Source organism: Pseudoblastomonas marina (assembly GCF_034374265.1).
Classification (GTDB): Bacteria; Pseudomonadota; Alphaproteobacteria; order Sphingomonadales; family Sphingomonadaceae; genus Alteriqipengyuania_A; species Alteriqipengyuania_A marina.
Genome location: NZ_CP139718.1, coordinates 2,353,335 through 2,374,564 on the forward strand (window position 1 = coordinate 2,353,335; position 21,230 = coordinate 2,374,564).

General features: G+C 65.9%; 18 protein-coding genes. 7 read left to right on the forward strand and 11 right to left on the reverse strand.

All coding sequences use genetic code 11. The features are described 5' to 3' along the window. Nucleotide 1: 1 nt before the first annotated feature. From T8S45_RS11675 to T8S45_RS11690, 4 genes are read right to left on the reverse strand one after another with little or no spacing between them, the layout of a single operon-like run. The gene (locus T8S45_RS11675) at nt 2-2,215 is read right to left on the reverse strand and encodes a spermidine synthase (protein WP_322293862.1); all 2,214 of its coding nucleotides are present in this window, start codon (nt 2,213-2,215) and stop codon (nt 2-4) included. Then, a complete protein-coding gene (locus T8S45_RS11680) occupies nt 2,212-2,790 on the reverse strand; it encodes a GNAT family N-acetyltransferase (RefSeq protein ID WP_322293863.1) in 579 nt (192 codons plus the stop codon). The genes T8S45_RS11675 and T8S45_RS11680 overlap by 4 nt, the downstream gene beginning before the upstream one ends. Further along, nucleotides 2,783-3,778: a porphobilinogen synthase gene (hemB, locus tag T8S45_RS11685; RefSeq protein ID WP_322293864.1), complete on the reverse strand. Its 996-nt coding sequence runs from the start codon at nt 3,776-3,778 to the stop codon at nt 2,783-2,785. The genes T8S45_RS11680 and hemB overlap by 8 nt, the downstream gene beginning before the upstream one ends. 50 nt (nt 3,779-3,828) lie before the next feature. Next, the gene (locus T8S45_RS11690) at nt 3,829-5,439 is read right to left on the reverse strand and encodes a M23 family metallopeptidase (protein WP_322293865.1); all 1,611 of its coding nucleotides are present in this window, start codon (nt 5,437-5,439) and stop codon (nt 3,829-3,831) included. 188 nt (nt 5,440-5,627) lie between these two features. Here T8S45_RS11690 and T8S45_RS11695 point away from each other — a divergent pair, with 188 nt between their 5' ends. The 5 genes from T8S45_RS11695 to T8S45_RS11715 all read left to right on the forward strand — a co-directional run bounded on the left by T8S45_RS11695 (nt 5,628) and on the right by T8S45_RS11715 (nt 10,530). Further along, on the forward strand, nt 5,628-8,192 hold the full coding sequence (locus tag T8S45_RS11695; RefSeq protein WP_322293866.1) for a helicase-related protein: 2,565 nt from the start codon (nt 5,628-5,630) through the stop codon (nt 8,190-8,192). A gap of 9 nt (nt 8,193-8,201) precedes the next feature. Next, nucleotides 8,202-8,507 (forward strand): RNA-binding S4 domain-containing protein, encoded by a 306-nt coding sequence (locus T8S45_RS11700; RefSeq protein ID WP_188642900.1) that lies wholly within the window; start codon nt 8,202-8,204, stop codon nt 8,505-8,507. Next, entirely contained in the window at nt 8,504-8,842 is a 339-nt protein-coding gene (gene fdxA / locus T8S45_RS11705) for a ferredoxin FdxA (RefSeq protein ID WP_188642901.1), read from the forward strand. The genes T8S45_RS11700 and fdxA overlap by 4 nt, the downstream gene beginning before the upstream one ends. A 204-nt stretch (nt 8,843-9,046) precedes the next feature. Continuing rightward, a complete protein-coding gene (locus T8S45_RS11710; protein WP_188642902.1) occupies nt 9,047-9,583 on the forward strand; it encodes a CarD family transcriptional regulator in 537 nt (178 codons plus the stop codon). 119 nt (nt 9,584-9,702) lie between these two features. Beyond that, a complete protein-coding gene (locus T8S45_RS11715) occupies nt 9,703-10,530 on the forward strand; it encodes a head GIN domain-containing protein (RefSeq protein WP_322293867.1) in 828 nt (275 codons plus the stop codon). 358 nt (nt 10,531-10,888) lie between these two features. Here T8S45_RS11715 and T8S45_RS11725 read toward each other — a convergent pair whose 3' ends face one another. Continuing rightward, complete coding sequence (locus T8S45_RS11725; protein WP_322293868.1) at nt 10,889-11,848, reverse strand: L-threonylcarbamoyladenylate synthase; 960 nt, start codon at nt 11,846-11,848, stop codon at nt 10,889-10,891. A 62-nt stretch (nt 11,849-11,910) separates the two neighbouring features. On the opposite strand from T8S45_RS11725, the gene T8S45_RS11730 reads away from it, so the two are divergent. After that, nucleotides 11,911-13,647, forward strand: coding sequence for an acyl-CoA dehydrogenase family protein (locus T8S45_RS11730; RefSeq protein WP_322293869.1), 1,737 nt, complete (start codon nt 11,911-11,913; stop codon nt 13,645-13,647). On the opposite strand, the gene T8S45_RS11735 is transcribed toward T8S45_RS11730, so the two are convergent. Next, a complete protein-coding gene (locus T8S45_RS11735; RefSeq protein WP_322293870.1) occupies nt 13,644-15,104 on the reverse strand; it encodes a PQQ-dependent sugar dehydrogenase in 1,461 nt (486 codons plus the stop codon). The genes T8S45_RS11730 and T8S45_RS11735 overlap by 4 nt on opposite strands. A 61-nt stretch (nt 15,105-15,165) precedes the next feature. On the opposite strand from T8S45_RS11735, the gene T8S45_RS11740 reads away from it, so the two are divergent. Next, on the forward strand, nt 15,166-15,660 hold the full coding sequence (locus tag T8S45_RS11740; RefSeq protein ID WP_188642908.1) for a free L-methionine (R)-S-oxide reductase MsrC: 495 nt from the start codon (nt 15,166-15,168) through the stop codon (nt 15,658-15,660). A gap of 19 nt (nt 15,661-15,679) precedes the next feature. On the opposite strand, the gene T8S45_RS11745 is transcribed toward T8S45_RS11740, so the two are convergent. The 5 genes from T8S45_RS11745 to mnmG form a co-directional block, all read right to left on the reverse strand. Beyond that, nucleotides 15,680-16,834: an acyl-CoA dehydrogenase family protein gene (locus T8S45_RS11745; protein ID WP_188642909.1), complete on the reverse strand. Its 1,155-nt coding sequence runs from the start codon at nt 16,832-16,834 to the stop codon at nt 15,680-15,682. A gap of 128 nt (nt 16,835-16,962) precedes the next feature. Beyond that, nucleotides 16,963-17,940: a ParB/RepB/Spo0J family partition protein gene (locus tag T8S45_RS11750; protein ID WP_188642910.1), complete on the reverse strand. Its 978-nt coding sequence runs from the start codon at nt 17,938-17,940 to the stop codon at nt 16,963-16,965. Beyond that, on the reverse strand, nt 17,937-18,713 hold the full coding sequence (locus tag T8S45_RS11755; RefSeq protein ID WP_229658192.1) for a ParA family protein: 777 nt from the start codon (nt 18,711-18,713) through the stop codon (nt 17,937-17,939). The genes T8S45_RS11750 and T8S45_RS11755 overlap by 4 nt, the downstream gene beginning before the upstream one ends. Further along, nucleotides 18,710-19,351, reverse strand: a complete 642-nt coding sequence (gene rsmG / locus T8S45_RS11760) for a 16S rRNA (guanine(527)-N(7))-methyltransferase RsmG (RefSeq protein WP_322293871.1) — start codon at nt 19,349-19,351, stop codon at nt 18,710-18,712. The genes T8S45_RS11755 and rsmG overlap by 4 nt, the downstream gene beginning before the upstream one ends. After that, nucleotides 19,348-21,195, reverse strand: a complete 1,848-nt coding sequence (gene mnmG, locus T8S45_RS11765; RefSeq protein ID WP_322293872.1) for a tRNA uridine-5-carboxymethylaminomethyl(34) synthesis enzyme MnmG — start codon at nt 21,193-21,195, stop codon at nt 19,348-19,350. Before mnmG ends, rsmG begins: the two co-directional genes overlap by 4 nt. Between the last annotated feature and the right edge of the window lie 35 nt (nt 21,196-21,230).

Sequence of the window (21,230 nt, forward strand, 5' to 3'; positions counted from 1 at the left end):
CCTATTTGGCGGAAAAGACTTCGCCCCATTCGATATAGGGCAGGATCGAGGCATGCGAATCGGTCCATGCCTCGCGCCCGTCATTGCGCAGCCGGTACCACGGCTGCTCGGTCGAGCGGGACAAGGTCTCGAGAGTCGCCTGGTCCTCGGCCAGCGCAACCCACCACGACGAGGTCAGCGGCCAGCCTCCCTCGGGATTGTCGCGCCGGATCATCGCAGCCATCCCGCTCGCATCGGCGAGCGCGGCAAGCGAGGGTTCGAGGTCGATATAGCGGTTCGAAATATGGACCAGCAGCACCCCGCCCGGGGCGAGGCTGCGTCGATAGGTCGCCATTGCTTCGGTGGTGAGCAGGTGGAGCGGGATCGAGTCGGACGAGAATGCATCGACCGCGAGCAGGTCGTAGCGGTCGGCAGCTCCTTCCGCGAGGCGGACGCGCGCATCGCCGACCACCATGTCCGCCGCGGGCGCACATTCGCGGACATAGGTGAAGATGCCCTCGCGCGAATAATCGACGACCAGCGGGTCGATCTCGAAGAAGGTCCAGCGCTGGCCCGGGCGTCGGTAACAGGCGAGCGTTCCTACCCCGAGCCCGACCACGCCGACCCGCGCATCGGGCGCAGCCGCGCGCAGCGCGAGACCGATGCCCGAGGTCTCGCCGTAATAGGTCGTGGGCTCCTTGCGCCTGGCGGGCGTTGCCATTTGCGCGCCGTGGAGGGTGGTGCCGTGGGCCAGCGTGCGCTGCACCCCGTCGCTGCGCACTGTATAGACCCCGAAATAGGAACGGTCGCGCGCGCCCGACAGGCTCGTCTCGATCGACGGAACCCCACCCATCGACAGCATCACGATCGCGAGCGTGGCGGTGAAGAAGCGGCGATCGAAGGCAAGCAGCACCCCGCACAGCGCGATCAGGCTGTAGAGCAACGCGCGCAGCAGCTGGTCCTGATTGGGGTCGAGCCGGAACAGCACCGCCCCGGCGATCGCCGCGATCAGGAGTATGAACAGCCCGACCCTCCTCTTCTGCCGGGCGTCGAAGCCGCGGCCGCGCGGCCAGTCAAACCAGGCGAGCGGCGGCAGCAGCGCCGCCGCGGCGAGGACGAGTATCGGATGCTCCCACACCCAGTCGAACAGCGTCGGCGCGACCAGTGCGGCGAACACCCCGCCCAGCGCGCCCCCGGCGGACATGACGAGATAGAAGAAGGTAAGCCGGTCGGGCGCCGGGCGCAGTTCGAACAGCCGCGCATGGAGCGCTACAGCGACCACGAACAACATCACGACCGAGGCGAGCCCCGCCATCAGCGGGAGATTGCTGGCTCCGGTCAACGATAACCCGCCGACCAGCATGACGATCGACGGTGCAATCAGGCAGAACATGAAGGCGAGGCGACGATTGTCGGCGAAGGCGATCGTGAAGCTGAGCAGGTAGAGCCCCAATGGGATCGCCCAGATCAGCGGCATCGCAACGATATCGGTGGTGAGGTGCGCGGTCGTCGACAGCATCAGGCCCGAGGGCACCGCGGCGAGCGCCAGCCACAGGAGGATAGCGCGGGTCGACGGGTTCTCGCTGGTCGGCTTGGCAACCGCCGCCGATGCGACCGCACGCTCTCCCGAGGCGCCACGCGCGCGCAGCATCGACCAGCCGGTCCATGCCGTCAGTGCAATCAGCGCGCCGTAGCCGAGCGCCCAGACGAGGGTCTGGGTTTCGACCGCCCAATACGGTTCGAGCAACAGCGGATAGGCGAACAGTCCCGCGAAGCTGCCGAAATTGGACGCTGCGTAGAGCGGATAGGGATCGTCCGCATCGGGCACTGCACCGAACCAGCGCTGGATCAGCGGCGCCTGCGCCGACACCGCGAAAAACAGTGGGCCGATACTCATCAAGAACAGCAGCGGGACCCAGAAGGTCGCCATGTCCTGGGCCTGTTCGCCGATATTGGCGAGCGCAATCGGCAGCGTCATGGCGGCAAGCCCGAGCAGCACGAGGTGCCCGATCACCTGCGTCCGGAAGGCCAGCCGCCCGATGACGTGCGCATAGGCGTATCCGCCGAGCAGCAGCGCCTGGTAGACCAGCATCGCGCTGTTCCAGACATTGGGCGCGCCGCCTAGATCGGGCAGCGCGAGGCGTGCGACCATCGGCTGCACCATGAACAGCAGGAAGCTGCCGGCCAGGATGGTGATCAGAAACGGCAGGCGCCGTGTAGTTCGCCCGGCACTCATCGCGGGCGATCCTCGCGCCATTCATCGCGGGCGATGTCGTAGAGGATCATGTCGCGCCACGGCGGTTCGAACCGGTCATCGGCATAGTCGAGTTCGGGGCGGCGCGTCATGCCGAGACGCTTCATCAGGCCCCAGCTCGGCGCGTTGCCCTCTACGGTCAGCGACACGACACGCTCGGCATCGAACCGGCTGAAGGCCGCATCGAGCGCCGCAATCGCGGCCTCCTTGGCGTAACCCCGCCCCCACGATTCCTCGCGAAAGCGCCAGCCGATCTCGATCTCGCCGGTGACGCTGCTGCCTGGAGCGTCCGCGCGCTTGAGCCCGCAAAAACCGAGCATTTCGCCCGCGAGATGACCACCATCGCTCTTGCGCTCGACCAGCCAGAAGCAAAATCCGTTCCTCGCGCGGCAATTCTCCACCCGCGCGCGCTGGGCCTCGCGCGACTCGTCGTCGAACACGCCGCCGAGCCATTGCATCACGGCCGGGGTATTGGTGTGCTCGAAGAAAGCGTCCCAGTCCTCGTCGCGCCAGTCGCGCAGGACGAGCCGCTCGGTCTCGACCCGGAACTCAGCCATGCAGCAGCCGCGCCGCATGCGCCGCGTGATAGGTCAGGACGCCGTTCGCTCCGGCGCGTTTGAACGCCATGAGCGTCTCGAGCACCAGCGCATCGCGATCGCCCGCACCGACGGCGGCAGCCGCCTCGATCATCGCGTATTCGCCGCTCACCTGGTAGGCGAAGGTCGGCACACCGAAGCTTTCCTTCACCGCGCGCACCACGTCGAGATAGGGCAGGCCCGGCTTTACCATCACGCTGTCCGCGCCTTCGGCGAGGTCAAGCGCGACTTCGCGCAGCGCCTCGTCGCCATTGGCCGGATCCATCTGGTAGGTCTTCTTGTCGCCCTTGAGCAACCCGCGCGAGCCGACCGCGTCGCGGAACGGGCCGTAGAAGGCCGAGGCGTATTTCGCCGCGTAGCTCATGATCTGGACGTTGGCGTGGCCCTCGCCCTCGAGCGCGTTGCGAATCGCACCGATCCGCCCGTCCATCATGTCCGACGGGGCAATGATGTCGGCCCCCGCCGCCGCTTGGTTGAGCGCCTGTCCGACCAACACTTCGACCGTTTCGTCGTTGAGGACATATCCGCCGTCGTCGACCAGCCCGTCCTGTCCGTGATCGGTGTAGGGATCGAGCGCGACGTCGGTGAGAACGCCGATCTCGTCGCCGCAGGCCTGCTTGATCGCAGCGATCGCGCGGCACATCAGATTGTCGGAATCGAGCGCATGGCTGCCGGTCGCGTCGCGCATGTCGCCCGGCGTGTTGGGAAATAGCGCGAGGCACGGAATGCCGAGGTCGATCGCTTCCCTGGCACGGACGACGATATTGTCGACCGACCAGCGCGACACGCCCGGAAGCGTGCCGATCGGTTCCTCGACGCCCTCGCCATCGGTGACGAAGAGCGGCCAGATCAGGTCGGCGGGGGTAAGCGCGGTTTCGCGCACCATCGCGCGGCTCCAGGCGCTGGCGCGGGTGCGGCGAAGCCGGATTGCGGGATAATGTCCGTCCATCCCCGGGTCCTGCCGCAAAGCGTGCGCCGTGTCAGCCCTTCACGCGGCGATTATTCGGCCGCGCCGATCCGGTCGATTTCGCGCTGCGGCGCGTCCTGCACCGGATTGGCCGCAGCGAAATCCTCGAGCGCGGCACCGGGCTCGACCTGCTTCAGGCTCGCCATCTCGCGCCGCATGTCGTCAAGCTGCCGCCCGCCCAGCGTCTCCTGCTGGACATATTTCACCGAGCGCGGATCGACCCGGCGACCACCCTGGAAGAGCTCGTAATGGAGGTGCGGGCCGGTCGAGAGCCCGGTCGAACCGATATAGCCGATCACCTGCCCGCGCTTGACCTGCTGGCCGCTGCGCACCGTGGCGCGGCTCATGTGCGAATAGCTGGAGGATAGGCCGTTCGGGTGCGACAGCCGCACCTGGTTGCCATAGCCGCCATTGCGCCCGGAAAAGCGCACGCGCCCGTCGGTCACGGCGTAGATCGGCGCGCCGTAACCGCCGCCGAAATCGAGCCCGCCATGCATCCGGCGATAGCCGAGGATCGGGTGACGGCGCATGCCGTAGCCCGAAGTCTGGCGCCCACTGGTGGGGCGAGACAATCCGCCAGTGATTTCGCCTTTGCCGTCCGAATCGAAGAACTTGTCCTGCGATCCGTAACGAACCAGTGCGATATCCTTGCCGTTCGTTCGTTCGAGCCCGGCATAAAGGAGGCGTCCAAGTTGGGTTTCGCCGGTGGCGGCACGCGAATATTCGAACACCATGTCGAACGTATCCTCGGCGCCGACCTCGCTGTTGAGGCTGACCCGGCCGCCCATCAGGCGAAGGTAATCGCGGATCGCGCGGGTCGGCGCACCGGCGGCGCGGGCGGCACGATACAAGCCTTCGCCGACCGTGCCGCGGATGCGCAAGGGGGTCTTGTCGACCGCGATCGGTCGCTGCACCAGCGCGAGCGCGCCATCCTCGCCTCGCTGCAATTCCAGGATCAGGTCGAAGCGCGCGCGAAATGTCAGGTTCTCGAGCGGGCGCGGCGCACCCGGCTTGGCGCGACGGCCCAGCGTGAGATCGAGTTGCGTGCCCGCGGCGATATCGGACAGCGGCATGATCCCGGCGACGAGGTCCTCGGCGCGGTTCGCCTCGCCGTCCTGCAGCCCGGCGCGACGCAGCAGCCCCGCAAGCCCGGCACCGCGCGGCATGGTGAGGCTGCGTTCGATGGTCGGGCGTTCGGGTGTGTTGGGGAGCGCGGTGACCGAGAGGCTCGCGCCGGTCACGCGCCCGCTTTCGCCGCCCTCGGCCAGCGGCATGATCATCATCGAGCGATATTCGTCGCGCGCGACGTCGTCGATCGCGGCAGGAGCGGCGGCGCTGATCGGGTCGATGTCGGGGCCGAGCGAAAATGCCAGGACAGCGAGCCCGATGAGGCTCGCCGCCCCGCGCAGCCACTTGCGACTTCCGATATTGCTTCCGAGATCCGGGGCGAGATCGAACCGGGCGAGTTTCTCGCCGGTCGCGACGCGCCAGGCTTCGTACCGTTCTGCCAAGGCACGCGGACCGGGGAGAGAAAATTCTCGCTTGGCGTCTGCGCTCTCGTCGATGGCCATGGCGATCCCGAGCGTGGGCGCACCGCCGCGCGCGGTTCCCGTTGCTTCGTGCTCGGGCACGGGTTTGAACATGTGCGGACCCCCATGGTCTGTCGCGTCGGATTTTCGCCGGTGATCGACGCGGCCCGTCAGGGCGGATGTCTGCTACGAAAACTACCCGAAACAAAGTTAATCTTCGCCTAATTGAATCTTGCATGCGACGAAGCGAGGGTTGCGCGCGCTTGCAGGACCCCTCGGCGGGGCTCTAGGCAGGGCGCGACATGGTCGCTTCCCCAGTCCACGCGGTCCTCGGACCCACGAATACCGGCAAGACGCATCTCGCGATCGAACGCATGTGCGCGCATTCGAGCGGGGCGATCGGCTTCCCGCTGCGCCTGCTCGCGCGCGAGGTCTACGACCGGGTGTGCAGGTTGAAGCCGCCCGGCGAAGTCGCGCTGATCACCGGCGAAGAGAGGATCGTGCCCAAGAAGGCGCGCTATTTCCTCTGCACCGCCGAAGCGCTGCCGACGCAGGCCGATTGGTCTTTCTTCGCGCTCGACGAAGCACAGCTGGGCGCCGATCGCGAACGCGGGCACGTCTTCACCAAGCATTTGCTCGGCACGCGCGGGCGCGAGGAGACCATGATCCTGGGCGCGGAAACGCTCGTGCCGATGGTGCGGAGCCTCCTGCCCGGCACCGAAATCACGCGGCGCCCGCGCTTTTCGACGCTCGCGCACGCACCGGCGAAGAAGGTCTCGCGCCTGCCCAAGCGCTCGGCGGTCGTCGCGTTCTCGGCCGAGGAGGTCTACGCCGCCGCTGAAATGCTACGCCGGCTGCGCGGCGGCGCGGCGGTAGTAACAGGCGCGCTCAGCCCCCGAACCCGCAACGCGCAGGTCGATCTCTTCCAGTCGGGCGAGGTCGATTACCTCGTCGCGACCGATGCGATCGGAATGGGGTTGAACCTCGACCTCGATCATGTCGCCTTTGCCGGCTTGACCAAGTTTGACGGCGTGCGCCGCCGGCGCCTGACCACCGCCGAAATGTCGCAAATCGCCGGGCGCGCAGGCCGCCACCAGCGCGATGGCACTTTCGGGACGATCGCCGGCACCGGCAAGCGCGAACTCGAATTCGACCCGGCGGAGATCGCCGCGATCGAGGAGCATCGCTTCCCGCCGCTGACCGGCCTGTTTTGGCGCGAGCCCGATCCTGGCTACGACGATCTCGCAACGCTGATCGACGATCTCGAGGCTCCGCCGAACGAACCGGGTCTGATGAAGCCGCCCGAGGCAATCGATCTCGCCGTGCTCAAGAAGCTCGCCGAAGATCCTGCAATCGCCGGGCAGGTCGGCGGGACGCGCCAGGTCGAGCGCTTCTGGCATGCATGCTCGCTGCCCGATTTCCGCAATTACGGGGTCGACAATCATGCCCGCTTCGTCGCGCGGCTATGGCAGGAATTGCGCGGCGGGAAGATCGCCGCGGGCCGCGCCGCGCAAGCGATCGACGAATTGAACCGCGTCGATGGCGATATCGACACCCTGCAACAGCGCATAGCCGCGATCCGCAGCTGGACCTATATCGCCGAGCGCCCCGACTGGGTCGAACAGCGCGATGCGCTGTCCGCACGTGCCAGAGAGGTGGAAGACCGGCTGTCGGATGCGCTACACGAGCGGCTGACCGAACGTTTCGTCAATCGAAGGACGAGCCTGCTGATGAAGAAAATGGGCGAAGACGGCAGCAGCCTGCCGGTGACCGTTGCGGACGACGTGGTGCTGGTGGACCAGGAGCGGCTCGGCCGGCTCGAGGGCTTCACGTTCCGCGCCGATGCCGAGGCCAGCGCCGAGGACAGCCGCATGCTGCACGCCGCGGCGGAGAAACACCTGCCGCGCCTGCTGGGCGACAAGGCCCGCGCGCTCGCCGCGCGGATCGCCGAAACGCCCGATACCGTCGCGCTGGCCGACGGAATGCTGGTGGTCGACGACCGCCCGCTCGCGCAGGTCGAGATCCAGCAGGATTTGCTCAAGCCCCGCATCCTACCGCACCGCAACCTCGTGCTGGTGCCCGACGAACCCAAGGCAGCGGTGATGGGCGCGCTGGAGAATTGGCTCGCGGCGCGGATCGAGCCGCTCGCTCCGCTCGAAAAACTGGCCTCGGCGGCGAAAAATTTCGATGCCGGGTCCGAGTTACGCGCCTTGCTGGTCGCGCTGTCCGAACGCGGCGGGATGTTACCGCGCGAGCGCTCCGGGCTCGATGCGCTCGATCCCGAGCAGCGTAAGATGCTTTCGCGGCTCGGGGTGACGGTCGGTGCGCTCGATCTCTTCCACCCCGCCATGCTCAAGCGCAAGGCGCTGGCGGTGTGGCGCGAACTCGCCATCGTTTCCGGTCGCCGCCTGCCCCCGCTGGCCGACGAGATGCAGCCGGTGCGCGAGGCGAGCAAGCCCGTTCCGCTCGGCTATCGCGTGTTCGGCAAGCAGGCGCTGCGGCTCGACAGCGCGGAAAAGATCCTGCGCGAGGCGCACAAGACCCGGGTCGAGGCGAAGGACAAGCAGTTCATCCTCGATCCCTCGCTCGCGATCAGCACCGGGATGACCTCCGACACGATCGTCCAGTTGATGCGCGCCGGCGGGTTCAAGGCCAAGGACGTGATACCGCTCGAAGACGGGGCGTTCGGTCCGCCAGCGCAGCCGCGCTGGCGCTGGCAGCCGCGCCGCGGCGGGCCATCCGCCCATGGTACGCAGGGAAAGCGGGGCGGGAAGCGCGGTGGCTCGCGGCCCGGAAAACCGTCGGGCAGACCGCGCGGTCCCGTCCCCGGCAATCCCTTCGCCGAGCTGGGCAAGCTGCTGCCCTGACTATCGCCCATGCGGATCGACAAGCTGCTGCACGCGCTGCGCCTCTCGAAGACGCGCAGCGCGGCGCAAGCGCTCGTTGCAAGTGGTATCCTGCGCCTCAACGGAGAGCGCGTGCTGCGCGCCCATCGCCAGGTCGCGCTCGGCGACGTGATCACGCTTCCGGCACCTGACGGGGTGCGAATCGTCGAGGTTACCTGCCTGCCCAAACGGCGCGGTCCACCGGGCGAAGCACGTGCGTGCTATCGCGAGCTTGACGCGCAAGGGCATTCCGCCATAGCGAGCGACCAAAGAGGCCGAGGAGACACGCCCCAATGACCTATGTCGTCACCGAGAACTGCATCAAGTGCAAATACATGGATTGCGTCGAGGTGTGCCCGGTCGACTGTTTCTACGAGGGCGAAAACATGCTGGTGATCAATCCCAGCGAATGTATCGATTGCGGCGTGTGCGAGCCCGAATGCCCGGCCGAGGCGATCCTTCCCGATACCGAGGAAGGGCTCGAGAAGATGCTCGAGATCAACACCAAGTACTCGGCCGAATGGCCGAACATCACCCAGTCGCGCGAAGCTCCGGCCGATGCCGACGAGCACAAGGACGAAGAGGGCAAGTTCGAGAAATATTTCTCGCCCGAGCCCGGCGAAGGCGATTGAAACGCGCCGATTGATCGAAGGCGCGCATAAGACTCGCAATTTCGTTGCGAATCCGTTATAATGCCTCGCATACCGCCCGCGGCCCTGCCGGTCGTCTGGCGGTTTCGCTTACTTAGGGCGCCGATCCGGGGCGGTGGCTCGCTGCATCGCGATGCAGCCTAATCGCCCCCCTTGCGATCGCACCCACCAGTGAAAGGAATCCGAATGGCCAGCGAGGCACTCGCCTTCGATGTCGGCGATTACGTCGTTTATCCCAAGCACGGCGTCGGCCGTGTGATCGAGCTCCAGAGCGAAGAAATCGCCGGAATGCAGCTCGAACTCTACGTCCTGCGGTTCGAAAAGGAGCGGATGACGCTCCGCGTCCCGACCAACAAGGTCGAGGCGATCGGCATGCGCAAGCTTTCGAGCGACAAGACGCTCAAGGAAGCGATGGAAACGCTCAAGGGCAAGCCCAAGGTCAAGCGCACCATGTGGTCGCGCCGCGCCCAGGAATACGAAGCCAAGATCAATTCGGGCGAGATCGTGCTGATCGCCGAAGTCACGCGCGATCTGTTCCGCCCGGACGACCAGCCCGAGCAGAGCTATTCCGAACGGCAGATCTTCGAAGCCGCCTCGAGCCGCCTCGCGCGCGAACTCGCCGCGATGGAAAAGACCGACGAGGCGACGGCGCTCGAAAAGATCCTCGACGTCCTGCGCGAACACGCTCCGCAATATTACAACAATGACGAGGAAGACGCGTAAGCGCACTCGTCGTTCGTCGAACCAATCGAGGGCCGCGTCGAGCGATCGATGCGGCCCTTCTTGTATCTGCCGTCGCTGTGTATTACATCTCCAACACACAGCGAGAAGGAGCAGGACCTATGCGTTTCGGGAAATTTGCGAAGATGATGGGCCCGATCGCCGCGATGGCGGTGATGGGCGCGATGGCCGGCTGCAACGGCGAGATCCGGATCAACGACGAAGAGGGCGTGCCCCTCTCCGAACTCGACACCAGCGGAGAGGCTCCGACCGAATTCCTGCTGATGGGCCCCGATCGCGTCACCTTGACCGAGGGCGATAGCCTGGTGATCGAACCCAGCGGCAATGCCGACGAGATCGAGAAACTTCGTTTCGTGCTCAAGGACGGTACGCTGGGCGTCCATCGCGAGAACGGCTCGCGCAACAGCACCGCAGTCGATATCGCGATTACCATGCCTGCGCCGACCAAGATCGCGATCATGGGCTCGGGCTCGGTCACAACCGGCAAGCTCGCGCGCGAAGCAGAAGTCGCGATCATGGGCAGCGGCCGCGCCGATACGCGCAACGTCGATAGCAAGAAGCTCGAGGTGAAGATCGCAGGGTCGGGCGACTATGCCGCCTCCGGCAACGTGCAGGACCTCCGGCTGAAGATCGCCGGATCGGGCAGGGGCGACATGGCCGGGCTCAAGGCCGAAACCGCCGAGGTCGATATCGCCGGATCGGGTAGCGCGACCTTCGCGTCGGACGGTACGGTCGAGGCAAAAGTCGTCGGATCGGGCGACGTGACCGTGCGCGGATCGGCCAAATGCACGATCAAGTCGGTCGGTTCGGGCACGCTCAAGTGCGAACCGGGTGACGGTCCCGCCGCCCCGCGAGCGGCGGAGGCAGCCGAAGCACCGGAAGGCCCTGCTGCCCCGGAGGCGCCCGAGGCTCCCAAAACGGACGATTAAGCTGTGATCAAGACCCTCCGCGCTATGCCGATGCGCGGAGGGTTTCCCATGATTCGCCCATCGATCGCGGCCGCCTCTGCGGCCTTTTTGCTATCCGGCTGTATCGTCGCCGATGTCGTTACCGCGCCGGTCAAGGTCGCGGCGGGGACGGTCGACCTCCTGACCGAGAGCCAGGCGGAAAAGGAGGAGAAGCGCGGCCGCGAGCTGCGCAAGCGCAGGAGCGGCTCGGCAAGCTCGAGCGGGACTATGCCAAGCAATTGCGCAAATGCGATGAGGGCGATGCCAAGAAATGCGCCAAGGCCCGCGCGACATGGAACGAGATGGAGGCACTCCGACCGACGATTCCCGTCGAGCCCGACTAGGCTGCCGCGCGCCGCAGCCGGTCGTTGATGGCACGCCCGATTCCCGTCTCGGGCACGGGCGCAACCGCAATACCCGAACGGTTCGAGTGCGCAGCGACATGCAGGCACGCATACAGCCGCGATGCGGCTTCGGTGAGGTCGCCGTCCTTCGACAAGGTCACGTCGCCTTCGACCGGCCCGAATCCAATCAGGAATTCACCCGCTTCGGCCTGCTCGGCATTCAACCTGACGGGCTTTCCCGGGGCGTAATGACTCGATAGCTGACCGGGCGCCTCGATCCCACTATCGCCCTGGCCGATGCGCGGTTCGGGGCGCGGCCACAGAAATCGGTACAACCCCTCGAGGTCGACCGGGCCAGGGCGCAATTCGTCCCAGGCCCCGCTGTCGCGGATCGCGAGGATGGTCGATTCGATTCCCGCCTCGCACTTCTTCCCATCGTCGAGGACCGCATCGATCCGTCCGTCGAGCGTCGCGAGCACATGCGCCGCGCTGGTCGGGCTGACGAAGCCGCTGCGATTGGCCGAGGGCGCGGCAAGCGGGAAGTCGCATGCGGCCAGCAGCGCCTGCATGACCGGATGCGAAGGACAGCGCAGCGCCACGGTCGGCAGGCCCGCGGTCACCGCCGGGGCCAGGTTCGCATCGGCCCGGAGCGGGCAAACGAGGGTCAGCGGACCGGGCCAGCACTGCTCCATCACCACGTCGGTCGCGGCCGGCAGTGTCGCCAGTCGCTCGGCTTCGCGGCGCCCGGAGACATGCACGATCAGAGGGTTGAAGCTCGGCCGCCCCTTCGCCTCGTAGATCCGCGCCACCGCCTCGGCGCTGTCGGCTCGCGCCGCCAGGCCGTAGACGGTCTCGGTGGGTACCGCGACCAGCCCGCCTTCGCGAAGGATTTCGGCCGCGCGCGCGATTCCCGCCGCGTCCGCCCTCACCGTTTCCGTAGCGTCCTTGCTGGCCATGGCTCGCGGCTATATCTGACCCGTAAGAAACGCCAGCGGAATCCCGCCAAAAGGATACAGGCATGAATTATACCCCGCCCACCCAGGAACAGGTTTTCGCGATGCGCGTGTGCGCCGGGATCGAGGAGCTGGCGCAAAGGAAACGTTTCGAGGCGGCGACTCCCGACATGGTGGAGGCGATCGCCGAGGGGATAGGCCAGTTCGCGGCCGGCGAATGGGCGCCGCTCAACCGGCCCGGCGACCTCGAGGGCGCGAAGCTCGAGAATGGCGTCGTCCGCCTGCCCGAAGGCTTCGAGGAAGCGTACGAGCACTATGTCGAGCAGGGCTGGAACGCGATCGACGGGCCGGTCGATTACGGCGGCCAGGGACTGCCCTTCACGCTCTCGTGCAACGTGCTCGAGAATCTCGGCACCGCGAACATGGCGTTCAACCTGCTGCCGATGCTATCGGTCGGGGCGATCGAGGCGCTCGACGCGCACGGCTCGCAGGAACAGAAGGACCGTTACCTGCCCAAGCTGGTGGCCGGCGCATGGTCGGGCACCATGAACCTGACCGAACCCCAGGCCGGCTCGGATCTCGGCGCGCTGCGCACCACCGCGCACCCGATCACTGAAGGCGAACACGCCGGCAAGTGGCGCATCAGGGGCCAGAAGATCTACATCACCTGGGGCGATCACGAACTGGCCGAGAACATCGTCCATCTCGTCCTGGCGCGGACACCCGACGCGCCCGAAGGCAGCCGCGGCATCTCGATGTTCGTCGTCCCCAAATACCATGTGAAGGGCGATGGATCGCTGGGCGCGAGAAACGACCTGCGCGCGGTCAGTCTCGAGCATAAGCTCGGCATCCACGCCTCGCCCACCTGCGTGATGAGCTATGGCGACAACGATGAATGCGTCGGCGAGCTGGTCGGCGCGGAGAATCGCGGGCTCGCGGCGATGTTCACGATGATGAACAATGCGCGCATCAATGTCGGCAACCAGGGCGTCCAGATCGGTGAGCGCGCGCTGCAGCAGGCGACCGCTTACGCTGCCGAACGGATCCAGTCGGCGCGTGCGGGCGCGCCGGACAAGAAGCCGGTGGCGATCGTCGAGCATCCCGACGTGCGGCGCATGTTGCTGCGTATGCGCGCGTTGACCGAGGGCGTGCGCGCACTGCTTTATTACACCGCCGGGCAAGTCGATCGCGGCACGCTGGGCGACGCAGATGCGCAGGCGCGCGCCGACCTCTGCGTGCCGATGCTCAAGGCCTGGGGAACCGATGCCGGGGTCGAGATCGCCAGTATCGGCGTGCAGGTCCACGGCGGGATGGGATTCGTCGAGGAAACCGGCGCGGCACAACATTATCGCGATGCGCGGATCGCCCCGATCTACGAGGGCACCAACGGGATCCAGGCCGCCGATCTCGTCACCCGCAAGCTCGGCATGGCGAATGGCGAGGTGCTGTTCGCTCTGATGCAGCAGATCGCGAGCGAAGCTGGTGACGGATCGAACCTCGCCGATCTGGCCGAGGCCTGCGAAGCGACCGGGCGCTGGATGGCGAGCGAAGCGAGCCTCGATGATCGCCTCGCAGGGAGCGTGCCCTTCACCGAGATGGGTGCGATCGCGGTGGCCGGGTGGCAATTGCTGCGCCAGCGCGAGGCACTGGAGGGGGACGACACCGCTTTCGCCGCGCGCAAACGGGCGACCGTGCGTTTCTTCCTCGACCGGATCGTTCCCGAGGCGCGCGGGCTCAAGGCATCGGCGCAGGCCGGGGCGAAAGGGCTCTATGCCATCCCCACCGAGACGCTGCTCGCCTAGTTCTTCGGCGCGGCGCGCACCGCATCCTGCCGGATTCCATCGGACTGGAACGTGGCCGAGCTGCCGCGCAGGCTGCGCGTGGGCGTGGTCGCGCGCTTGAGCGGCTCGACCGTCGGCGACGGCTCGGCCGACGGCGAAATTACCCGCCAGACGATACCTGCCGTGTCGTCGGTCACCAGCAGGCCGCCATTGGCGTCAATCGCAACCCAGGTCGGACGGCCATAGGTTTTCCCGTCCCCCGTCAGGAACCCGGTGAGGATTTCGAGCGGCTTGCCCAGAGGGTTGCCGCGCTCGTCGAACGGCACGAAGACCACGTCGTACCCGGCGGGCGGCTTGCGGTTCCACGAGCCGTGGCGCGCGACGAAAGCGCCGTTGGCATAGCGGGAGCCCAGCCGCTCCCCGCCGCGCGCGAAAACCATTCCCAGCGGGGCGGTGTGCGCGCCGAGCGCGTATTCGGGCTTGCGGGTGTACTCGGCGAGAAAACGCGGCCGCGGCGCGTCGACGCGGGAATCGACATTGTCGCCCCAATAGAGCCACGGCCAACCATACTGCGCGCCCACCGGGACGTTGGTGAGATAATCGGGCACGAGATCGCCGCCGAGCATGTCGCGCTCGTTGACCACGGTCCACATTTCGCCCGAGGCCGGGTTCCAATCCATCCCGTTAGGGTTGCGCAGGCCACCGGCCCACATGCGCTGGCGGTTGGTCTCCAGATTGTACTCCCAGATCGTCGCGCGGCCCTCTTCGACCTCCATCCCGTTCTCGCCGATGTTCGAGGCCGAGCCGACCGCGACATAGACCTTCGACCCGTCGGGCGAGAGCAGCACGTTGCGCATCCAGTGATTGCCCGCGGCGGGCAGGTCCATCAGCTTGGTCGGCTCCTCGGTGATTTCGGTCGCGCCTTCAGGCATCGGGAAGGCGAGCAGTTCGTCATGGTTGGCGACGAACAGCACGCCGTCGCGCCACGCCATGCCGGAAGGTGATTCGAGCCCTTCGGTGAGCAAGGTAGACTTCGCTTCGGCCACCCCGTCGCCATCGGCATCGCGCAACAGGCTGATGCGGTTCGCGCTCGGCACCGCCGCGCCCGCACGACTGAACAGCAGCTTGGCGATGAAACCCTCGATCCCGCCCATCTCGCGCGGCGGCGAACTGGTCTCGGCGACCAGCACGTCGCCATTGGGGAGCACGATCATCGTGCGCGGATGGTCGAGGCCGACCGCGAAGCGCTGGACCGTCAGCCCCTCGGCCGCTTCGGGCGTCGCATCGTCGGGCCAGCCCACCGGTTCGGCAATGGCGACGGTGGGAAAGCGCTCGGCTTCGGGTTCGGCGATGGTTGGGTCGGTGCCTTCTGTCGCCTCGGTCGAAAGATCGGCGGGATTGCCGCGATAGAGATACGCGCCGAAGGCGACGAGGATCAGTAGGATGACGAGCAGGCCGATGCCGATTTTCTTGAGCATGGGACAGGGATAATCAGCCCGCCCCTTGGCGGCAACGAAAACCGCACCTACCTCCCGCCCCATGTACGATTTCCAGACCGATCCCGATGCGCCCAAGGCGGTGCTCTACGACGACCTGCTGTCGGCCGCGAAAGCGCTGGTGGCGGGCGAGCCCGACCCGGTCGCCAACATGGCCAATGTCGCGGCGCTGCTGTGGCAGTTCCTGCCGGATGTGAACTGGACCGGTTTCTACCGCATGGTCGGAGGCGATGGTCGGCGCGAGCTCGTGCTCGGCCCGTTCGTCGGCAAGCCGGCCTGTATCCGGATTCCGGTCGGCCAGGGGGTCTGCGGCGCAGCGGCCGAAAGTCGCGCGACGCAACTTGTTGCCGACGTCCACGCCTTTCCCGGACACATCGCTTGCGACGGCGAGACCAAGTCAGAGCTGGTCGTGCCGGTTGTCCGGGGTGGCGAAGTCATCGCCGTGATCGATCTCGACAGCCCGAGCCCGGCGCGCTTCGACGACGAAGACCGCGCGGGAATCGAGCGTCTCGCCGCGATACTGGCGGACGCGATCTAAATCATTTGCGCCAGGGCGCTCAGAGGCCCCGTCCGATCAACTCCTTCATGATCTCGTTGGTCCCTCCGAAGATCCGCGTCACGCGCGCGCTGCGCCATGCCCGGGCGATCGGATATTCGTTCATGTAGCCGGCGCCACCGTGTAGCTGCAGGCACTTGTCGACGATCTCCCATTGCAGCTCGGTGTGCCACAGCTTGGCCGCAGCGCCCTCTTCGGGTGTCAGTTCCTTCTTCAGGTGGCGCGCCAGCGCCCAGTCGAGATGTGCCCAGCCGACCTGTAGCTTGGTCTTGATGTCGGCCAGCGTGAAACGGGTGTTCTGGAAATTTAGCACCGGCTTGCCGAACGCTTTGCGCTCGCGGACGAACTCGACCGTGTCGTCGAACACCCGCTGCGAGGCCGCCTGCGCGCTGATCGCGATCGACAGGCGTTCCTGCGGCAGTTCGCTCATCAGGTAGATGAAGCCCTTGCCTTCCTCGCCCAGGCAATTGGTGATCGGAACGCGCACGTCGTTGAAGAACAGTTCCGAGGTGTCGGCCTCGTCCATCCCGATCTTGTCGAGATTGCGCCCGCGCTCGAAGCCTTCGCGATCAGCCTCGACAAGGATGATGCTGACACCCTTCCAGCCGGGCTCGGCATCAGGGTCGGTCTTGGCGCAGACGAGCACGAGGTCGGCGTTCTGGCCATTGGTGATGTAGGTTTTCGAGCCGTTGACGACGTAGTGATTGCCGTCCTTCTTCGCGGTGGTGGTGATGGCCTGCAGGTCGGAGCCGACGCCGGGCTCGGTCATCGCGATCGCGGTGATGGTTTCGCCCGAAACCATCCGCGGGAGCCACTTCTTCTTCTGCTCTTCGGAGCCGTAGGCGATCAGGTAGTTGCAGACGATGTCCGACTGGAGCGAGAAACCGGTGGCCGCGCCACCGGTGTAGGAGCCTTCCTCGTCGACGATCGCGTTGTAGCCGAAATCGAGCCCCAGTCCGCCATATTCTTCCGGAACGGTCGGGCACAGCATGCCGAGTTCGCCCGCCTTGGGCCAGATTTCTCGCGGGACGATCTTATCCTTTGCCCATTGCGCGCGATTGGGCGCGATTTCCTCTTTCATGAAGCGGCGGACGGTCTCGCGGAACGCCTCGTGGTCTTCATTGTAGGCGGTGCGGGGAATCTGGTCGATCGACATGGCTCTCTCCACTTGTTTGCGGAGCGTTATGCCGCGACCACCCGACCCTTCCAAGCGATAATTTAATCGCTCGATTAAATCGCCGTGCGGGAAGTTGCGCAGCGCAACTCTTCGCCGCGACGGCGGCGCTAGATTTCGCCGCCGGTCAGGCGTTGGCAGAGCGTATCGAGCTGATCTAGCGTCGAATAGCGGATCGAGAGGGTGCCGCTCTTGGGGTCGCGATCGGCCGAGATCTTGACCTTCATGCCGAGGAATTCCTCCAGGTGTTTCTCGACAGTGCGGATATCCGAATCGGGGCCCGCTGCGCCCTTGTATTCTTTGGGCGCTTTCTGCTCGGCACCGTCGCCCTCACGCTCACGGCGGACGGCCTTTTCGACATCGCGTACCGACATACCTTTCGCGATCGCCTTCTTGGCGAGCGCCTCGGCCCCGTCGAAACCGATCAGCGCTCGGGCGTGGCCCATGCTGAGCTTTTCCTCGGCCAGTGCATCGAGCACCTTTTCGGGAAGAGCGAGCAGGCGCTGGAAATTGGCGACATGGCTGCGCGACTTGTCGACCAGCTGCGCGATCTCGGCCTGCGTCATGTCCTCGTCATCGGCGAGACGCTGGTAAGCGCGCGCCTCGTCGACCGGGTTGAGGTCTTCGCGCTGCAGGTTTTCGATCAGCGCCAACGCGGTCACTTCGCGTTCGCTCAAATCCCGAATTAACGCAGGAATTTCATGAAGTTGGGCCTTTTGAGCCGCACGCCAACGGCGTTCGCCCGCGACCAGGCGATACTTGCGCGGTCCCTCGCGGGTCACGATCACCGGCTGGATCACCCCGCGCGCGCCGATCGAGGCTGCGAGCTCGCCGAGGGCTTCGTCGTCGAAATGCTTGCGCGGCTGGTCCGGATGCGGCGCGATCTGGGAGATCGGGAGGCTTGCCAGCCCCTCGCCTTCAGGCACCGAGGTGCCCGACGAAACGACCGGTGCTTCCTCACCCGCACCCTCGTTCGCAGCGGCAGGCTTGACCGCCTGCTCGCGCTTGGTCTCGCCGATCAGCGCGCCGAGCCCGCGCCCCAGTGCCTGGCGCTTCTTCGGGGCGGCCTTGGCTTTCGAATCGCTCATGCGGCTTTCCTCTTCTCGGGCAGGCGACCGATCAGCTCGCGCGCCAGCGACATATAGGCGCGGCTGCCCGGACAGTTCTGGTCGTAGACGAGTGCCGGCAGACCGTGGCTTGGCGCCTCGGACAGACGGACATTGCGAGGGACGACCGTGTCGAAGACGAGAGGGCCCAAGCATTCGCGCACGTCGTCGGAGACCTGGTCGGTCAGGCGATTACGGCGATCGAACATCGTCAGCGCGATCCCGATGATACCAAGATCGGGGTTGAGGTGGCCCTGCACCTGCTCGACCGTCTGCAGGAGCTGGCTGAGGCCCTCGAGCGCGAAGAATTCGCATTGCAGCGGCACCAAGAGCGTATCGGCGGCAGTCAACGCATTGAGCGTCAACAGCCCGAGCGATGGCGGACAGTCGATGAACACGATCTCGTGACGCGGCGCTTCGGAAATCGCCTCACGCAGCCGGGTATTGCGGTTCGACATTTCGGCGAGCTGGATTTCGGCCCCCGAGAGATCCTGCGTCGCGGGTAGCACATCGAGCCCAGGGATCGAGCTCTTGACCACGCAATCCTCGACCGAGGCGCCCTCGATCAGGAGGTCGTAGGTCGACATGTCGCGCCGCTGGCTCGGAATTCCAAGTCCGGTCGAGGCGTTGCCCTGCGGGTCAAGGTCGATCAGCAGGGATTTCCACCCGATCGCGGCCATCGCCGTCGCCATGTTGATTGCGGTCGTGGTCTTGCCGACACCGCCCTTCTGGTTCGCCACAGCTATCGTGATCAAGACCGTTTCCCCTTCTTGCGACCGAACAGGCGGCCGCAGATGATACCCGCGTCTGCGTCTGTGAGCGACTGTTCCACGTGGAACATGTGATCCCATCCGCGAAGTTCTTCCAGTTCCTGCGCCGCCGACCGCCCCTTGGGCAACCGCCACTCGGTATCCCGTGTGGAAAAGCGCGTGGACAGATCGAGCAGCTTGGGCAGCGGAGCGAAGGCGCGGGCGGAAATTGCGCCGTATTCTGCGGTCTTCACGTCTTGCAAACGGCTGTGGACGATTTTGCAATTTTCGAGGTCAAGTTCGCCGACGACGCGCGCCAGATAGTCGGTCCGGAGTGCACGTGATTCGACGCAGGTCACCGCAATATCGGGCCGTGCGATCGCGAGCGCTACACCCGGAAAGCCGGCGCCAGTACCGAGGTCGAGCCAAGTCGATGTTTCACGTGGAACATCTCGGAGGAGCTGTAGGCTATCGACAAAATGGCGGACCCAGACTTCGTCGAGGGTCCTGGCCGACACGAGGTTCTGCTTCTCGCACTCATGACGCAAGATGACCTCGAAGCACTCAAGGCGTCCGATCGTATCGGGATCGAACCCGTCATGTGTCCCGATCCACTCTCTTGCCTGTGTTTCGTCGACGATCATGCCGCGCGACGCTTCGCATGCACCAACAGCGCCGCCAGTGCCGCCGGGGTGACCCCGGGGACCCTTGCTGCGGCAGCAAGTGTTGGGGGGCGGGCATCGGTTAGCCTTTCGACCATTTCACGTGAAAGACCCGGCACCGAGGCAAAAGGAAAATCGTCGTCGAGCGAGAGCCCTTCCGAAGCACGCAAGTCGCGCAATTCGGCTTCCTGGCGCGCGAGATAGGGCGCATAAACCGCGTCCTCGACGATCTCGTCCTCAAGCGCAGGCTCGATTTCCGGAAAGCTGCCCAGATCGCGCAGATCGGCGATCCCGACGCCGTTGAAGCGCAGCCATTCGCGCGCGGTGAGCTTGCCAGTGTCGGCACGCACCGGGAGGCCGGCTTCGGCGATCTCTTTCGAGGCGAGCACCTGGTCCAGCGATTCTTCAAACGCAGCGCGCCGTTCCTCGCGAGCCTCGAACCAATTTCGGCGCTCGTCAGATACGCACCCATTCTGGATCGCGAGGGGCGTCAGGCGCGCGGAGGCGTTGTTGGCACGCAGTCGCAACCGGTACTCGGCGCGTGAAGTGAGCATGCGATAGGGTTCGCTCACCCCGTGCAACGTCAGATCGTCGACCATTACCGCCATGTAGGAATTCGCGCGATCGAGCCCGACGGGTGCGCGATCGCGCACGCCGTTTGCGGCGTTCATTCCCGCGATCAATCCCTGGGCCGCCGCCTCCTCGTATCCGGTCGTGCCATTGATCTGCCCGGCGCAATATAGCCCCGGAACGTCCTTGAGCTCGAGCGTCGGGCGCAGAGCCCGCGGGTCGATATGGACGTACTCCACCGCATAGCCGGGCACTTCCATTACCACGCGCTCTAACCCCTCCATCGAGCGCAGCATGTCGAACTGGACATCGGTCGGCAGCGAGGTGCTGATGCCGTTGGGATAGACCAGGTTGGTAGACAGCCCCTCCGGTTCGAGGAAGACCTGGTGCCCGTCGCGATCGGCGAAGCGGTGGATCTTGTCCTCGATTGACGGGCAATAACGCGGGCCCTGCGCGCCGAGCGAACCCGAGAAGATCGGCGATCGATCTAAATTGGCCCGGATAATGTCATGCGACCGCTCGTTGGTGCGGGTGATCGCACAGAAGATCTGCGGGTTTGCGCGCGCTTCGGTCAGCGGCGACATCGTCCAGAACTCGTTGTCGGACGGCTGTTCGACCAAGCGGCTCCAATCGATCGTCCGCCCATCGAGCCGCGGCGGGGTACCCGTTTTCATGCGTGACAACGGGATCTCGATGTCCTTCAACTGGTCGGCAAGCCGGTTCGCCGCCGCTTCACCGATGCGACCGCCTTCGTGCACCTCCTCGCCGCGATAGAGCTTGCCGCCGAGGAAGGTGCCGGTGCAAAGGATCACCGCCCTGCCTTCGAGGCCGGTTCCGTCCGCCAGTTCGACGCCCGATACCCGATGACCGTCGAAGCGCAGCGCGGCCGCTTCTCCCTCGACGATCGTGAGGTCACCCTGTTCGTGCATCATCCGCTGGATCGCCGTGCGGAAGAGCAAGCGGTCGGCCTGAACGCGCGGACCTTGCACCGCGCTCCCCTTCGATCGGTTGAGCATGCGGTAATGGACTGCGCCGGCATCGGCCGCGCGCCCCATCAACCCGTCGAAGGCATCAACCTCGCGCACCAGGTGGCCCTTGCCGAGCCCGCCGATCGCCGGGTTGCAACTCATCGCACCGATGCTCTCGCGCTCGAAATTGACCAGCGCGACACGCAGGCCCATCCGGGCCGCGACGGCAGAAGCCTCGCAGCCGGCATGGCCGCCGCCGATCACGATGATGTCGAACTGGGTGTTCATGGCTCGCGCGAGATAGTCGCCCGCCCCGCTTAAAT

What these genes read in the sequence shown, in the direction of transcription:
- T8S45_RS11675 (WP_322293862.1), bottom strand. Translation starts at nt 2,215, where the DNA reads ATGAGTGCCGGGCGAACTACACGGCGCCTGCCGTTTCTGATCACCATC.
- T8S45_RS11680 (WP_322293863.1), bottom strand. Translation starts at nt 2,790, where the DNA reads ATGGCTGAGTTCCGGGTCGAGACCGAGCGGCTCGTCCTGCGCGACTGG.
- hemB (WP_322293864.1), bottom strand. Translation starts at nt 3,778, where the DNA reads ATGGACGGACATTATCCCGCAATCCGGCTTCGCCGCACCCGCGCCAGC.
- T8S45_RS11690 (WP_322293865.1), bottom strand. Translation starts at nt 5,439, where the DNA reads ATGTTCAAACCCGTGCCCGAGCACGAAGCAACGGGAACCGCGCGCGGC.
- T8S45_RS11695 (WP_322293866.1), top strand. Translation starts at nt 5,628, where the DNA reads ATGGTCGCTTCCCCAGTCCACGCGGTCCTCGGACCCACGAATACCGGC.
- T8S45_RS11700 (WP_188642900.1), top strand. Translation starts at nt 8,202, where the DNA reads ATGCGGATCGACAAGCTGCTGCACGCGCTGCGCCTCTCGAAGACGCGC.
- fdxA (WP_188642901.1), top strand. Translation starts at nt 8,504, where the DNA reads ATGACCTATGTCGTCACCGAGAACTGCATCAAGTGCAAATACATGGAT.
- T8S45_RS11710 (WP_188642902.1), top strand. Translation starts at nt 9,047, where the DNA reads ATGGCCAGCGAGGCACTCGCCTTCGATGTCGGCGATTACGTCGTTTAT.
- T8S45_RS11715 (WP_322293867.1), top strand. Translation starts at nt 9,703, where the DNA reads ATGCGTTTCGGGAAATTTGCGAAGATGATGGGCCCGATCGCCGCGATG.
- T8S45_RS11725 (WP_322293868.1), bottom strand. Translation starts at nt 11,848, where the DNA reads ATGGCCAGCAAGGACGCTACGGAAACGGTGAGGGCGGACGCGGCGGGA.
- T8S45_RS11730 (WP_322293869.1), top strand. Translation starts at nt 11,911, where the DNA reads ATGAATTATACCCCGCCCACCCAGGAACAGGTTTTCGCGATGCGCGTG.
- T8S45_RS11735 (WP_322293870.1), bottom strand. Translation starts at nt 15,104, where the DNA reads ATGCTCAAGAAAATCGGCATCGGCCTGCTCGTCATCCTACTGATCCTC.
- T8S45_RS11740 (WP_188642908.1), top strand. Translation starts at nt 15,166, where the DNA reads ATGTACGATTTCCAGACCGATCCCGATGCGCCCAAGGCGGTGCTCTAC.
- T8S45_RS11745 (WP_188642909.1), bottom strand. Translation starts at nt 16,834, where the DNA reads ATGTCGATCGACCAGATTCCCCGCACCGCCTACAATGAAGACCACGAG.
- T8S45_RS11750 (WP_188642910.1), bottom strand. Translation starts at nt 17,940, where the DNA reads ATGAGCGATTCGAAAGCCAAGGCCGCCCCGAAGAAGCGCCAGGCACTG.
- rsmG (WP_322293871.1), bottom strand. Translation starts at nt 19,351, where the DNA reads ATGATCGTCGACGAAACACAGGCAAGAGAGTGGATCGGGACACATGAC.
- mnmG (WP_322293872.1), bottom strand. Translation starts at nt 21,195, where the DNA reads ATGAACACCCAGTTCGACATCATCGTGATCGGCGGCGGCCATGCCGGC.